At 65.6% G+C, this 12,646-nt stretch carries 15 protein-coding genes and 1 pseudogene; 9 read left to right on the top strand and 7 right to left on the bottom strand.

Features of this window, described 5'->3' with window-relative positions:
* Positions 1 to 54 precede the first annotated feature (54 nt).
* From NED97_RS16605 to uvrA, 5 genes are all read right to left on the bottom strand, one after another.
* A complete protein-coding gene (locus NED97_RS16605; protein ID WP_252488130.1) occupies positions 55 to 261 on the bottom strand; it encodes a hypothetical protein in 207 nt (68 codons plus the stop codon).
* A 54-nt stretch (positions 262 to 315) separates the two neighbouring features.
* Entirely contained in the window at positions 316 to 1,113 is a 798-nt protein-coding gene (locus NED97_RS16600; protein WP_252488129.1) for an ABC transporter permease, read from the bottom strand.
* A complete protein-coding gene (locus tag NED97_RS16595; protein ID WP_252488128.1) occupies positions 1,113 to 2,081 on the bottom strand; it encodes an ABC transporter ATP-binding protein in 969 nt (322 codons plus the stop codon). The genes NED97_RS16600 and NED97_RS16595 overlap by 1 nt, the downstream gene beginning before the upstream one ends.
* Before the next feature lie 73 nt (positions 2,082 to 2,154).
* Entirely contained in the window at positions 2,155 to 2,562 is a 408-nt protein-coding gene (locus NED97_RS16590) for a hypothetical protein (protein WP_252488127.1), read from the bottom strand.
* An 89-nt stretch (positions 2,563 to 2,651) separates the two neighbouring features.
* Positions 2,652 to 5,615 (bottom strand): excinuclease ABC subunit UvrA, encoded by a 2,964-nt coding sequence (gene uvrA / locus NED97_RS16585; protein WP_252488126.1) that lies wholly within the window; start codon positions 5,613 to 5,615, stop codon positions 2,652 to 2,654.
* Between the two features lie 176 nt (positions 5,616 to 5,791).
* Here uvrA and NED97_RS16580 point away from each other — a divergent pair, with 176 nt between their 5' ends.
* From NED97_RS16580 to NED97_RS16565, 4 genes are all read left to right on the top strand, one after another.
* Positions 5,792 to 6,292, top strand: a complete 501-nt coding sequence (locus NED97_RS16580; RefSeq protein WP_252488125.1) for a hypothetical protein — start codon at positions 5,792 to 5,794, stop codon at positions 6,290 to 6,292.
* Between the two features lie 107 nt (positions 6,293 to 6,399).
* A complete protein-coding gene (locus tag NED97_RS16575; RefSeq protein WP_252488124.1) occupies positions 6,400 to 6,564 on the top strand; it encodes a hypothetical protein in 165 nt (54 codons plus the stop codon).
* Positions 6,565 to 6,708: 144 nt separating this feature from the next.
* A complete protein-coding gene (locus NED97_RS16570; protein WP_252488123.1) occupies positions 6,709 to 7,044 on the top strand; it encodes a DUF5789 family protein in 336 nt (111 codons plus the stop codon).
* Positions 7,045 to 7,341: 297 nt separating this feature from the next.
* Positions 7,342 to 8,355, top strand: coding sequence for a BtrH N-terminal domain-containing protein (locus NED97_RS16565; protein ID WP_252488122.1), 1,014 nt, complete (start codon positions 7,342 to 7,344; stop codon positions 8,353 to 8,355).
* 12 nt (positions 8,356 to 8,367) lie between these two features.
* On the opposite strand, the gene NED97_RS16560 is transcribed toward NED97_RS16565, so the two are convergent.
* Positions 8,368 to 8,610, bottom strand: a complete 243-nt coding sequence (locus NED97_RS16560) for a hypothetical protein (RefSeq protein WP_252488121.1) — start codon at positions 8,608 to 8,610, stop codon at positions 8,368 to 8,370.
* 132 nt (positions 8,611 to 8,742) lie between these two features.
* Here NED97_RS16560 and NED97_RS16555 point away from each other — a divergent pair, with 132 nt between their 5' ends.
* The 3 genes from NED97_RS16555 (at position 8,743) to NED97_RS16545 (ending at position 11,262) form a co-directional block, all read left to right on the top strand.
* Positions 8,743 to 8,892, top strand: a complete 150-nt coding sequence (locus tag NED97_RS16555) for a DUF7557 family protein (RefSeq protein ID WP_252488120.1) — start codon at positions 8,743 to 8,745, stop codon at positions 8,890 to 8,892.
* 193 nt (positions 8,893 to 9,085) lie between these two features.
* The gene (locus tag NED97_RS16550) at positions 9,086 to 10,330 is read left to right on the top strand and encodes a digeranylgeranylglycerophospholipid reductase (protein WP_252488119.1); all 1,245 of its coding nucleotides are present in this window, start codon (positions 9,086 to 9,088) and stop codon (positions 10,328 to 10,330) included.
* Positions 10,331 to 10,464: 134 nt separating this feature from the next.
* Positions 10,465 to 11,262 carry a ZIP family metal transporter gene (locus NED97_RS16545; protein ID WP_252488118.1) on the top strand — a complete coding sequence of 266 codons (798 nt, stop codon included), beginning with the start codon at positions 10,465 to 10,467 and terminating at the stop codon, positions 11,260 to 11,262.
* A 49-nt stretch (positions 11,263 to 11,311) separates the two neighbouring features.
* On the opposite strand, the pseudogene NED97_RS16540 reads toward NED97_RS16545, so the two are convergent.
* Positions 11,312 to 11,634 (bottom strand): annotated as a pseudogene (locus tag NED97_RS16540) (isochorismatase family protein); the annotation flags it as partial.
* Between the two features lie 147 nt (positions 11,635 to 11,781).
* On the opposite strand from NED97_RS16540, the gene NED97_RS16535 reads away from it, so the two are divergent.
* Together NED97_RS16535 and NED97_RS16530 are read left to right on the top strand one after the other, a co-directional pair.
* Positions 11,782 to 12,000: a hypothetical protein gene (locus NED97_RS16535; protein WP_252488117.1), complete on the top strand. Its 219-nt coding sequence runs from the start codon at positions 11,782 to 11,784 to the stop codon at positions 11,998 to 12,000.
* A gap of 219 nt (positions 12,001 to 12,219) precedes the next feature.
* Complete coding sequence (locus NED97_RS16530) at positions 12,220 to 12,576, top strand: DUF7344 domain-containing protein (RefSeq protein WP_252488116.1); 357 nt, start codon at positions 12,220 to 12,222, stop codon at positions 12,574 to 12,576.
* The last annotated feature ends 70 nt before the right edge of the window (positions 12,577 to 12,646 follow it).

Here is a 12,646-nt window from a genome sequence, read left to right as displayed (position 1 = left end):
GATCGCTCGTGCCCAGAACCTTTTCCCCGGAACCGTTCGTCGGGCGGGTCGAAATCAGACGATGAGCCAGTAGGCGGCCAGCCCGAGCCCCGCGAGGAGGACCGGGATCCCTACCAGCACGCCGTACTTGATCGCAACGTTGCGCTTGTAGTGTGTCTCACAGACGGCGACGTCCTCGTGTCGATCGAACGTCATCGTGCGCTCGGCGGGTCGCGTACAGCCCCCCATCTGGCACCGTTCCTCGCCCGTGTGAGAACCCATTCGGTCGTCTGTCGCGTTGCGGTCTCCAAATCGCTTTCCGTTTGCGCACCGGCCTCATTCGATGTCCTTCCGTTCGAAGACGATCGCGCTCGCGGCGACGAGGCCGACGGTGACGGCGGCGAGGACGAGGACGCCGGTCCACTCGAGGTCGCCCGCGACGAGGATCTCCGCGGGGTCGAAGTATCGCGAGACGGAGAGGGCGCCGATCCACTCGTAGTCCGTGTCGTAGGTGATCGAGTCGAGGAGGAAGGTGCCGAAGACGACGCCGGCGCCGACGACCTGGGCCCGTCGGATCGAGTCGAAGCTGACCGATGCGAGCAGCCCGACGCCCGCGCAGGCGAGCAGGTAGAGGACGGAAACCCCGTGAACTGCGACTATGTCGGCCAGATCGATCGACTCGTCGACCAGCACGATCCCCGCGTAGATACCCGCGAACGTGACGGCGTTGAGCGCGACGATCGCGGGAACGAATGCGAGAAACTTCTCGACGACGAACCTGGCGCGAGTGATCGGTAACGACAGCAGCATGTCGGCCCGGCCCCGCTCGACCTCGCCCGCGACCGTCGACCCCGCGGCGTAGGCGAAGTAGATCCCGAGGAGGATCACCCAGGCGAACTGGTAGAGCTGCGAGACGAGGTAGCCCTCGATGGTCGTCAGCGTCGTCACGTCGCCGACGAACGCGCGGGCCACCTCCGGCGGCAGCGTCTCGAGGTAGGCGTCGAGTTCCGCCCCGGTCTCGCGGATCGACGGGAACAGCCCGATCGTGAGCGCGACCAGCGCGAGGAGGGCGACCGACAGCAGTGCCGTCCCGCGAACGCGTCGTCCCCACTCGAATCGAGCGATCTCGAGCATCAGGCGTCACCCCCGGGGAGCGTCGGTTGGGGCGCCTCCGCGTCCGTCCCGTCGTAGAAGTGCATGAAGACGTCCTCGAGGGACGCGTCGCGAATCTCGAGGTCCTCGACCGTGTACTCCGAGAGGCGATCGATCAGCGCGTCGAACTCCCGGGAGAACACGAGGTGGTAGGTGCCGCCGTCCGTTTCGAGATCCGGCTCGTCGGCGCTGTCGACGCGCTCGACGCTCGAGACGCCCGGAACCCGAAGCGCCTTCGGATCGGGCGTCTCCGCGAGATGAACCCGGACGACGGTCCCGCTCTCCGCGAGGAGCCCCTCGACCGTGTCGAGTTCAATCAGCCGGCCGTCGCGGATGATCCCGACGCGGTCACAGACGCGGCGGACCTCGCTCAGGATGTGCGACGAGAAGAACGCCGTCCGCCCCCGCTCGCGTTGCTCCTCGAGCAGGTCGTAGAACTCGTTCTGGACCAGCGGATCGAGCCCCGACGTCGGCTCGTCCATGATGACGAGATCCGGATCGTGCATGAACGTCGCGACGATCGCGAGCTTCTGGCGGTTACCGCTCGAGTAGGCCTTCACGTTCCGGTCGAGCGGAACCGGAAAGCGCTCGAGCAGTTCGGCGCGGCGCTCCTCGCCGCGGATGCGGCCGAAGTAGTCGAGGATCTCGCTTCCGGTCACGCGGTCGTAGAAGGCGACGTCGCTCGGCAGGTAGCCCAGGTTGCGTTTCGCCTCGAGCAGTTCGTCGCGGGCGGTCACGTCGTAGCCGAGGAGGCGGGCCTCGCCGCGGGTCGGCTCGAGGAGGCCGAGCAGCACGCGGATCAGCGTCGACTTTCCCGCTCCGTTCGGTCCCAGGAAGCCGAAAATCTCCCCGCGATCGACGTCGAAGGTGACGTCCTCGGCGCCGCGAACGTCGCCGTAGTACTTCGTCAATCCCGAGACCTCGATCGGCGGCGTGTTCGCGTCGGTCACGTTCGAAGCGTCGCGCCTCGAGACCTTATATCCGGAGCACCGTTCGGCCGAAGAAGGGGTAGCCGCCTCGTCCTCATTCGACGGCGAACGTCTCCTGATCCATCCGCACCCCGCCGAGCCAGCACTCGAGGGCGACCCAGACCAGGTAGAGGCCGACGAACAGCATGGCGATCCCGTTGAACAACTGCCAGCCGCCGGATCCGGTCAGGAGCTGTGCGAACCCGAGCGTCGTCGACCCGAGCGCGAGCGCCGCCATACCGACCGCGCCGATTCGGGGCCAGCCGACCGTCGCCCCGCCGACCGAGACGCGCTCGCGAACGCCGGCGACGAACAGGAGCGTTCCGACGATCGCGAGCCACCCGGCCAGAAACCCCGTTACGGGTGTCACTCCTCCGAACGCGACGAGTCCGACCGCGAGCAGCATCGTGACGATCCCGGCGCCGGTGAAGCCGTGTCGGACGGTTTCCTTCCGTTCGCTCATCTATTGGATCCACTACACGTGTGGATCCGGTAACGGTTCCGATTTCGGCGTAAAAAGCCCGCAACCGTCCGGGTGGCGGATTCGGCGAGTCAGTCGTCGTCCATCGGCGCGGTGACGGGATCGACGCGCTCGCCGCGCGGCCCCTCGAGGTCGACGCCGGGGAGCAGATCCCGCAGGTAGCGACCGGTGTGGGAGTCCTCGAGGCGCGCGACGTCCTCGGGGGTTCCGGTCGCGACGATCTCCCCGCCGTTCTCGCCGCCCTCGGGGCCGAGGTCGACGACGCGGTCGGCGTTCTTCACGAGGTCGAGTTCGTGTTCGATGACGACGACGGTGTTGTCGTTGTCGGTCAGCCGGTGGAGGACGTCGATCAGCTTGCGCTCGTCCTCGCTGTGGAGCCCCGTCGTCGGCTCGTCGAGCAGGTAGAGCGTGTTTCCGGAGTCCTTCTTCCCGAGCTCCTCGGCGAGCTTGACCCGCTGAGCCTCACCGCCCGAAAGGGTGGTCGAGGGCTGGCCGAGCGTCATGTAGTCGAGGCCGACGTCCTTCAGCAACTGGAGTCGACGGCGGATCTGGCTCGAGGACTCGAAGAACTCGTAGGCCTCCTCGACGTTCATGTCGAGGACGTCGGCGATGGTCTTGCCCTTGTAGGTGACGTCGAGCGTGGCGTCGTTGTAGCGGGCGCCGTCGCACTCCTCGCAGGGGACGTACACGTCCGAGAGGAAGTTCATCTCGATCTTCACCGTACCCTGGCCGCCGCACTCCTCGCAGCGGCCGCCCTTGACGTTGAACGAGAACCGGCCCTTCTCGTAGCCGCGCTGTTTGGCCAGCTTCGTCGAGGCGAACAGCTCTCGGATGTAGTCGAAGACGTTGGTGTACGTCGCCGGGTTCGAGCGCGGCGTCCGCCCGATCGGCGACTGGTCGATCAGCCGGACGGTCTCGATCTGGTCCAGTCCCTCGAGGCTGTCGTGGTCGCCCGGGATGACGCTCGTGTTGTCGTTCATCTCGCGAGCCAGTCCCTTATAGAGCACCTCGTGCATGAGCGTGGACTTGCCCGAGCCCGAGACGCCCGTGATCGCCGTAAAGCAGCCGAGCGGGATGTCGACGTCGAGGTCTGCGAGGTTGTGCTGGCGAGCGCCCTGGATCGTGAGCGCGCCGTCCGGATCTCGCCGCTCGTCCGGGACCGGGATCTGCCGGCGTCCGGAGAGGTAGTCGCCGGTGACCGACTCCTCGCAGGCTTTGACCTCGTCGACGGAGCCGTTGACGACGACCTCGCCGCCGCGCTTGCCGGGCCCGGGCCCCATGTCGATGACGTTGTCCGCGCGGCGCATCGTCTCCTCGTCGTGTTCGACGACGATCAGGGTGTTACCGAGGTCCCGAAGCTCCTCTAAGGTGTCGAGCAGGCGGTCGTTGTCCCGCTGGTGGAGCCCGATCGAGGGCTCGTCGAGCACGTACAGCACGCCGACGAGGCCCGAACCGATCTGCGTGGCGAGTCGGATGCGCTGGCTCTCGCCGCCCGACAGGGTCGAGGCCTCGCGGTCGAGCGTGAGGTACTCGAGGCCGACCTCGCACATGAAGCCGAGTCGCGCACGGATCTCCTTGAGGATCTCCTCGGCGATCACCTTCTCGCGCTCGGTGAGGTCGGCTTCCATCGACTCGAAGTGCTCGAGTGCGTCGCCGATGCTCATCGCGTTGATCTCGGTGATGGCGGTGCCGTCGACGAGCACGGCCCTGGAGGCGGGCTTGAGACGGGTGCCGTCGCAGGCCGGACACTCGGTGACCGACATGTAGTCCTCGATGTGGTCGCGGGTCGAGTCGGAGTCGGTCTCGAGGTAGCGACGCTCGAGGTTCGGAATGACGCCCTCGAAGCGCTTGCGCTTCCGGCGGGTGCCGTTCTTCGTGTGGCGCTTGAACAGCACCTGCCCGCTGGTGCCGTAGAGGAACGCGTCCTGAACGTCCTCGTCGAGCTCCGCGAACGGCGTCGACAGGGAGACGTCGAAGTGCTCCGCGACGGCGTCGAGGCGGGTCTTGTAGTACGAGCGGTTGTAGCTCCAGGCCTCGAAGACGTGTTTGAGCGGTTTGGACTCGTCCTGGACGACGAGCTCCTCGTCGACCTCCTTGGTCTCGCCCAGCCCCTCGCACTCGGGACAGGCGCCATGGGGCGAGTTGAAGGAGAACGAGCGCGTCTCGATCTCCGGCACGTCGATTCCGCAGTGGGTGCAGGCGAGGTCCTTCGAGAACTCGACGACGAAGCGGTCGTCCGCTTCGGTCTCGTCGCCGAGTGCGCCCGTGCTGCGGGACACCTCGCCCAGTCCCGCGGCAACCTCCTCGGAGACGTCCGGGAGGATGGCCTTCAGAACCCCCTCGGCCTCGTCGAGCGCGGTCTCGACGCTGTCGATGATCCGCGGCCGGGCCTCGGTCGAGACCTTCACGCGGTCGACGATCACGTCGATCGTGTGGTCGAAGTTCTCGTCGAGCTCCGGCCTGTCGAGCGTGAGGTCGTGTTCCTCGCCGTCGACCTCCACTCGAGCGTACCCCTCAGACACGAGCTCGTCGAACAGGTCCTCGAAGGCGCCCTTCTGGTCGCGGACGACCGGCGCGGCGAGTTTGGCCTTCGTCCCCTCGGGAAGCTCGAGGATGCGTTCGACCATGTTCTGGGCCGACTGTTCGCCGACCTCGCGGCCACACTCTGGACAGTGGGGCGTCCCGACGCGGGCGTAGAGGAGGCGGAGATAGTCGTGTAATTCGGTCACCGTCCCCACCGTCGAGCGGGGGTTGTTCGCGGCGTTCTTCTGGTCGATCGAGATCGCCGGGGAGAGCCCCTCGACGGTCTCGACCTGGGGCTTGTCCATCTGTCCGAGGAAGTTCCGGGCGTACGCCGAGAGGCTCTCGATGTAGCGGCGCTGGCCCTCGGCGTAGATCGTCTCGAACGCCAGCGAGGACTTCCCGGACCCGGAGAGTCCGGTGACGACGGTGAACTCCTCGCGGGGAATCGTGACGTCGAGATCCTTGAGGTTGTGCTCCTCTGCCCCTCGAACCTCGATGTGCTCCTGACTCATGTGTAGCCCCGAACGATGGCACGGACCGGTGATCGATCTGACAGTCGGTTCATTATACCCGAGTCAAGGGTTGGAGGAACTTAACGCGTCTGAAAGCCCAATGGCGTGGGGCGTGCTAACAGCGAGCAGCTGATGGTGACCCAAGTGACTTCGGTCAGAAGCCCTAACGGTTCGGTATGAGCGACGACACCGGAACCGCGCTCTCCGTCGGGGAGTTCGTCGAGTACTGCCGGACGCAGGCCGGCCTGCTCTCGGGACGCGTCGAGACGATGACCGACGAGGCGAACGCGTTGCTCGACGAGATCGACGAGGAGCTCGCCGAACTCCGCTCGGAGCTCGAGGACCAGTCGGGAGACACGCCGCGAACGGCCCGTCCGCCGTCGGCGACCGGTCCGGACGAGGAGCCCGACGTCGACGCCCTCGAGGCGACCGGCCGGGACGTAGAGGAGAAACAGCTGCTGGTCGACGCCAAGCAGGCGCGGATTCGGGCCTTCCAGGAACTCGCGGCGGAGTACACCGACCTCGCCGAGGAGCTGCAAGCCGACGTCGAGGACGGTCAGCAGGCGCTGACTCGCGTCGTCGAGTTCGAGGCCGAGGCCGACGCCCCGGCGTACTTCGACGACCGGCAGACGGTGTGCGAGGCGGCCCTCGAGGCGCGCGACGACGCGGAGGAGTAGGCCCGATCGCGGCGTCCTCCGGACTCTGGTTCCGGTATCGCCAGGCGTTCGACCGCTCGTCGCGACCGTCGACAACGTCTTTTACTCGAGCACGCGAACCGTCTCGTATGTCCCCGACGACCCACAGGTGCACCTGTGGCGCGACGCTCCGGTTCAGACAGGACATGGCGAAAGAACGGGGCGGCGTCCGCCGCAACTGGAAGTGCAAGGACTGCGGGACGCCGGTTCCCGGTGTAGTTGCCGAGCGGCTCAGCCATCAGCACCCGTCCTGACGGACCGTCGCGCGACTCGAGTCGCCGCCGTCTCGAGAAGCGTTCTCGAGCCGTCCAGTTCTCCCGTAGCCGGTAGGTGCGTTCGAAGGAGTCGTCGCAATAACCGCCCACAGGATTATTCCGCCCGCTCACCTAGAGCGGCTGATGGCAGACGACAAAAAGGGCCGAGACAAGCAAGCGGACGACGAAGAGCGGCGCCAGCGAGAGCGGGAACTCGAGGAAGCGCGTGACCGGGCCGACGAACCCGAACCGGTACACGACGAAACCGGCGATAGGCTCGGGAGCTTCGACGAAGTTCTCGAGAACCAGGAATATCCGACGACGACGGACGAAGTGATAGAGTCCCACGGCGAACACGAGATCGAAACGCGAGAGGGGTGGAAATCCATCGGCGAGGTGCTCGAACCGGTCGATAACGAACGGTACGACTCCGCTACCGACGTCCGAGACCGGATACAGGGCCTGATACATCGCGGATGAGTGCGTCGGATCGAGCGACACCGTCTCCCTATAGTACCAACTGAAACGATTTACACGCCGATCGCACTGTCCGCGGTTCTCGCTTGCTTCGCTGGCTCCGAACCGCGCTCCCGTCGCGCGATCGAGTGTGCATTGACTTTCAGTAGCTACTATATTTCGCCGACTCTCGCTCCGATCAGTATCCCACCCGTCCGTATCGCCACTGGCGGACATCTATCACCGGCAACACCCTCGTTTGGACGCCCTCTCGGCCGACGGAACCCGAACCGTTATCGGCTCACCGACGGGACCGATAGTATGGTCCGCGTCGACGACTACACTCACCACACCGGCCGCCACTGTGGCTCGACGTCGCTTCGGAACCTCTCCGGCCACTACGGCTGGGGCTACGACGAGGAGACCTGCTTCGGGCTCGCCGCCGGACTCGGCTTCACGTACTTCGAACTCCCCGAGAGCCCGCACCGGGCGTTCTTCGGCCGACCGCCGCGCCTCGAGCCCGCCTTCTTCGACCGACTCGCGATCGACGTCGAGTCCCACGAGGGCGACGGCTGGGAGACGACGCTCGAGCGGATTCGCGCCGCCGTCACCGCCGACGATCCGGTGCTGGTCTTCACCGACATCTACTACCTCGATTACTTCGGGACGGACACCCACTTCGCGCCCCACGCGCTGCTCTGCGTCGGTGTCGACGAGGAGCGGGGAACGGCACTGCTCTCGGACAGCGAGTTCGACGAGCTACAGGAGGTCCCCCTCGAGCGACTCCGCGCGGCGATGACGTCGGATCACGTCCTCCCGCTTCGGAACCGTCACCTCGTGGTCACCGATCCCGAACCGGATCGCACCGTGGCGGACGCCGCACCCGAGGCGGTCGCCGAGATGGCCCGTTCGATGCTCGAGCCGAGCGAGCGGGATCGGGGCGTCGCCTTCGGTACGCAGGGGATCGAGTCGATTCGCCGACTCGCCGACGACCTTCCGTCGTGGACCGCCCTCGAGGACCCGCAGTGGACGGCCCGCTTCGCCTACCAGAACGTCGAGCGGCGGGGAACCGGCGGGGGCGCGTTCCGCCGGCTGTACGCCGATTTCCTCGACCGCGTGATCGACGCGGCACCGGCGCTGCCGGACGATGCGCCGTCGCGAATGCACGCCATTGCAGCCGACTGGACCGCCGTCGGGGAGACGCTCGAGACGGCGAGCGAGCGAGACGATCCCGACGCGATGGAGCGGGCGCTGGTCGATGCCAGCGAGTCGATCCGCGAGATCGCGGATCGCGAGACGCGGTTGTACGAGGAGCTTCGGTCCGAACTCGGCTAATTCGGCTCGCGTTCAGAGATCTCCCCGGAGGATTACGTTGTCGTCGTCGATCGTCGCGACCATGTCCTCCGTCACGAGGTAGTCCTCCTCGTCCTCGCCTTCCCAGCCGACCTTGGCGAGCAGGTGTTCCGCGACGCTCGGATTGGGGTCGACGGACGCGCGCTTGCCCTCGACTTTCGCGACGATTCCGAGCTCTTTTCCCTCGCTGTCAATCACTTTCTTGCCAACTTCGTCGTCAGTCAGTGTGGCTACCATATCGCGATCCTTCGAGAGGAGGGGGGATAATCGCGGTGCCGTCTCGTGCCGGCCACGGTAGCTGCACACGCGGCCCGGGTTATTTAGCGTTCGCCGGCGTGAGTACTGCTAGCAGTTCGATTCCGCACTCCCATGACCAGTACACTCGAGATCAGCGACCACCTCATGGAACGACTCGACAGCCACCGCGAGGAAGGACAGTCCCGCGAGGAGTTCGTCGAAGAACTCGTCTCGATCTACGAGACCGAAGGGACGTTCATGCAGGAGGGCTACTCCGAATGACCGACGATCACATCCACGGATCCCGCGACTCCGTCGGTACCGGGGCGAACACGCCGAGACGACGCGATGGCCCTGAAACCGATTAAGCCGGACCGAGAGGCGCTTTCGGGGCGGATCGAACGGTTGTGGGGGACCCACACGGGTGCGCAACTGCTTGGACAAACTCATTAGGGGGCGAGACAGTTTCGAGACCATGAACGAGCGTTACGATGTAGTAATCGCCGGGGCCGGTCCCGCCGGTGCCCAGTGCGCCCGCGACCTCGCGACGAGAGGCTACGACGTTGTGGTCCTCGAGACGGAGTCGGAAGACGAGTTCCCGCGCCAGAGCAACAAGTCGACGGCGGGGACGTTCCCGTCGATGATGGCCTCGTTCGGTATTCCCGACGACGTCGTGATGCAGTACACCGACAAGGTCGTCCTCGAGTCGCCCTCGAACCACTACGTCCAGGAACAGTCGGGCGCGGTCCTCGAGTTCGCGGACTTCAAGCGATTCCTCGTCGAAGACGGTCGCGAAGACGGCGCGGAGTACCGGTTCGACGCCCGTGCGACTGCCCCGATCGTCGAGGACGACGAACCCGTCGGCGTCACCTACAACGGCGACGAGGAGATCTACGGCGAGATCGTCGTCGACGCGACCGGACCGGCCGCGCCGATCGCGAAGAAACTCGACGTCAGCGACCTCCGGCGGGAGAACCACGCCATCGGCATCGAGTACGAACTGGAGGGGATCGAGGTCGACCGCCCCGGCTTCGCAGACCTCCACGACGCCATGATGCTCCGGCTGGATCACAACATCGCGCCCGGCGGCTACTCCTGGATCTTCCACACGGGCGAGGACACCGCCAAGGTCGGCGTCTGTTACCTGCAGAACGACAGCCACGAACAGTACGCTCGAGACGATTTCAGTATCGACGACTACCTCACTCACTGGCTCGACACCGACCCCCGATTCCGAAACGCGTCGCGAATCGAGGGCAAGCAACACCGCGGTTCGGCCCACCTCCAGATGCCGGGACGAATTCACACCGACCGCTTCATGGCGATCGGTGACACCGTCCCGACGGTCGACCCGCTGTGGGGCGAGGGGATCCACACGTGCATGAAGTCCGGCCGGATGGCCGCGGCCGCCGCCGACAGCTGTCTGAAACACGGCAACGTCGAGCCGACCGCCGAGAACCTCGACGTGTACGACTCGCTCTGGCACAAGAAGGTCGCCCCGAACGTCAAGCGGCGGCTGCTGATGACGCAACTGCTCTATCTGGCGGAGAACGACCGCTACGACAAGTTCATGGCCGACCTCCACCGCCTCGACGAGGAGACGCTGGCGAGGGCGAACGCCGGCAACCCGCTGGCGATTGCGAAGCTGTTCGGTCTCGAGGACGCCTCGCTGCTGGCCCGCTTCGCGAAACAGCAACTCGACCTCGAGCTACCGTGGTAACCGTCCGCTGACCGCCCGTCGACGCCGAACCGACTCGGTCCGATTCGAAGCCGGGCGCGGTGCGCCGTTCCGGCGCCCGACCCTCGGGTCGGGCCGCTGCTGATTTACCTCGTTGGATCGACAGGACGACAGCGATGTCCCTTCACCAACACCTCGCGCTGGTGTTCGTCGCCGGACTCGTGACGGCGCTCGCAACCGGGATCGGCGCGCTTCCGTTCTTCTTCTTCGACGGGATCAGCGATCGTCGAAACGTCGTTCTCTGGGGGCTCGCGTCGGGGATCATGATCTCAGCGTCGGTGTTCGGCCTTCTGGATGAGGGGGTGGCCGAGGGAACGGCGCTACAACTCCTCGCCGGCGTCCTCGTCGGTGTCGCGCTCGTCGTCGTCGCGCGAGACATCCTCTTCGATACCGACATCGACCCCCGCGAGTACGAGGAGGCGGATTTCAAGAAACTCGTCCTCATCCTCGGAATCCTGACCGTCCACAGCTTTCCGGAGGGAGTCGCTATCGGCGTCTCCTTCGCCGACCTCGGTCTCGAGGACGGGGTACCGTTCTTCGGCGTCACGGTCCCGCTGCTCGCGATCTTCATGACGGTCGCGATCTCGATTCACAACGTTCCGGAGGGGACGGCGATTTCGATCCCGCTGTCGTCGCTGGGCGTCGCCAACTGGAAGCTGGTCTGGTGGGCGGTGTTCTCGAGTCTCCCGCAGCCGATCGGCGCCGTCCTCGCGTTCGCGTTCGTCCGGTACGCCCGCGAATTGCTCCCGTTCGGCTTCGGCTTCGCCGCGGGTGCGATGATCTATCTCGTTCTCTCGGAGTTCATCCCCGAAGCGCTGGACGTCGGTCGCGAGCTTCCTCGCGGCGGGAAGCCGGAGCTGGTGGCCGGGATCCTTACTGGCGCGCTGGTCATGGCTCCGCTCGCCTTCTTTTGATCGGACTCGGCGAACTCGAATCGGACGCCGCCGTCCCGTGCTCTCGACGTCACTCGTTCGCAGCTAACAGCTCTGCGCTGGTCGCGACCGTCGCAAACTCGCCCTCGAGCTGCGCCAGCGCGGTTCGGTGGATCGTCTCGGCGTCGAAGCGCTCGCCGTCGAACTCGCGGCCGAAGGTCGCCGTCGCGTCGGCGGCGACGGTTACGCCGAACCCCAGGTTCTCGGCCATCCGGGTCGTCGTCGAGACGCAGTGGTCCGTCGTGAGCCGACGACGACGAGTCGCTCGAGGCCCCGTTCGCGGAGTCACGGCTCGAGCTCCGTCCCGACGAACGCGCTGCTGACGTCCTTCGCGAACGTCGGCTCGTCCTCGAGCGTCCGCTCTGGGACCCATGTAGAAGTATTGACATAAAACGAGTCGGTTATACTCACTCGTTACTCATGAAGGGAACGGAGCCCGTACGTGCGGTTCGGCCGTCTGAACGCCACGTCTCTGTACGACGACTCCCACTCGATCACCCCATGTCACCAACTGACGCCCCCTCCAGAGCGGAACTGACTGCCGACTTCGAGCGCGAACTCACGGACCTGATTGCGAGCGCGTTTGCCCGCGGTGCGACCGTCGAACGTACGTGGGAGATCACCGTTCCCGTCGCCGATGCGCCGGATTGGACGGTCACGGTTCAACGGACCTACTCCGACGACGAGTCGCCGTACGAGCCCGAACTCATCGACGAGTAACTGATCGGCCGCTCCGTCGAGACACCGAGCGTGAGAATCCGTCGTTTCAGAATTAATTTCTGGATAGTGATCCCCGCGGGACACTCGTAATATCACATAGTTAACTACTCCGGTGGACTTAAGAGCGTACCCTGCATCGGAGTAGCCGGACTCTGCTGAAGTCGTGGGACGAGACGAACGAGTCGGTATTCGCTGCCGTAAGCCGAGCCGGAAAATGTCATGAAGTCCAACGTAATCGACCCCGACGCTCGTAGTACTTCCGAAGGAGTTTCCCCGACGACCGTGTTCAAGGCGCTATCCCATTCACGCCGTCAGCACCTGCTGCGGTATCTCGTCCAGAAACCGGGTGCGGTCGCCCTCGGGGACGTCGCCGAATACATCGCCATCGAGGAGGGAGAGCTGACGCGGGACCGCTACGAACGGCTTCTCACCGGTCTCTGTCACACCCACGTTCCGCACCTGACCGACGCCGGACTCCTCCGGTACGATGTCGACCGCGAGACGGTGTCGCTGCAGGTCGAGTCCGACTCGCTGGTCCCCTACCTCGAGCTCGCGCTGTCAGCCCCGTCCGAATAACCGCGCCGTTCCCGCCGCTGTAATCGACTCGTGATGCCTTTCGTCCGCGGAGTTATCTCGCGCTCGAGTC

The sequence above is a fragment of the Natronococcus sp. CG52 genome (assembly GCF_023913515.1).
Taxonomy (GTDB): domain Archaea; phylum Halobacteriota; class Halobacteria; order Halobacteriales; family Natrialbaceae; genus Natronococcus; species Natronococcus zhouii.
This window is presented reverse-complemented; position numbering and strand designations above follow the sequence as displayed.

Excerpts from the sequence above, each read along its gene's own strand:
- NED97_RS16605 (WP_252488130.1), bottom strand. The coding sequence starts at position 261 with ATGGGTTCTCACACGGGCGAGGAACGGTGCCAGATGGGGGGCTGTACG.
- NED97_RS16600 (WP_252488129.1), bottom strand. The coding sequence starts at position 1,113 with ATGCTCGAGATCGCTCGATTCGAGTGGGGACGACGCGTTCGCGGGACG.
- NED97_RS16590 (WP_252488127.1), bottom strand. The coding sequence starts at position 2,562 with ATGAGCGAACGGAAGGAAACCGTCCGACACGGCTTCACCGGCGCCGGG.
- uvrA (WP_252488126.1), bottom strand. The coding sequence starts at position 5,615 with ATGAGTCAGGAGCACATCGAGGTTCGAGGGGCAGAGGAGCACAACCTC.
- NED97_RS16580 (WP_252488125.1), top strand. The coding sequence starts at position 5,792 with ATGAGCGACGACACCGGAACCGCGCTCTCCGTCGGGGAGTTCGTCGAG.
- NED97_RS16575 (WP_252488124.1), top strand. The coding sequence starts at position 6,400 with ATGTCCCCGACGACCCACAGGTGCACCTGTGGCGCGACGCTCCGGTTC.
- NED97_RS16570 (WP_252488123.1), top strand. The coding sequence starts at position 6,709 with ATGGCAGACGACAAAAAGGGCCGAGACAAGCAAGCGGACGACGAAGAG.
- NED97_RS16565 (WP_252488122.1), top strand. The coding sequence starts at position 7,342 with ATGGTCCGCGTCGACGACTACACTCACCACACCGGCCGCCACTGTGGC.
- NED97_RS16560 (WP_252488121.1), bottom strand. The coding sequence starts at position 8,610 with ATGGTAGCCACACTGACTGACGACGAAGTTGGCAAGAAAGTGATTGAC.
- NED97_RS16555 (WP_252488120.1), top strand. The coding sequence starts at position 8,743 with ATGACCAGTACACTCGAGATCAGCGACCACCTCATGGAACGACTCGAC.
- NED97_RS16550 (WP_252488119.1), top strand. The coding sequence starts at position 9,086 with ATGAACGAGCGTTACGATGTAGTAATCGCCGGGGCCGGTCCCGCCGGT.
- NED97_RS16545 (WP_252488118.1), top strand. The coding sequence starts at position 10,465 with ATGTCCCTTCACCAACACCTCGCGCTGGTGTTCGTCGCCGGACTCGTG.
- NED97_RS16535 (WP_252488117.1), top strand. The coding sequence starts at position 11,782 with ATGTCACCAACTGACGCCCCCTCCAGAGCGGAACTGACTGCCGACTTC.
- NED97_RS16530 (WP_252488116.1), top strand. The coding sequence starts at position 12,220 with ATGAAGTCCAACGTAATCGACCCCGACGCTCGTAGTACTTCCGAAGGA.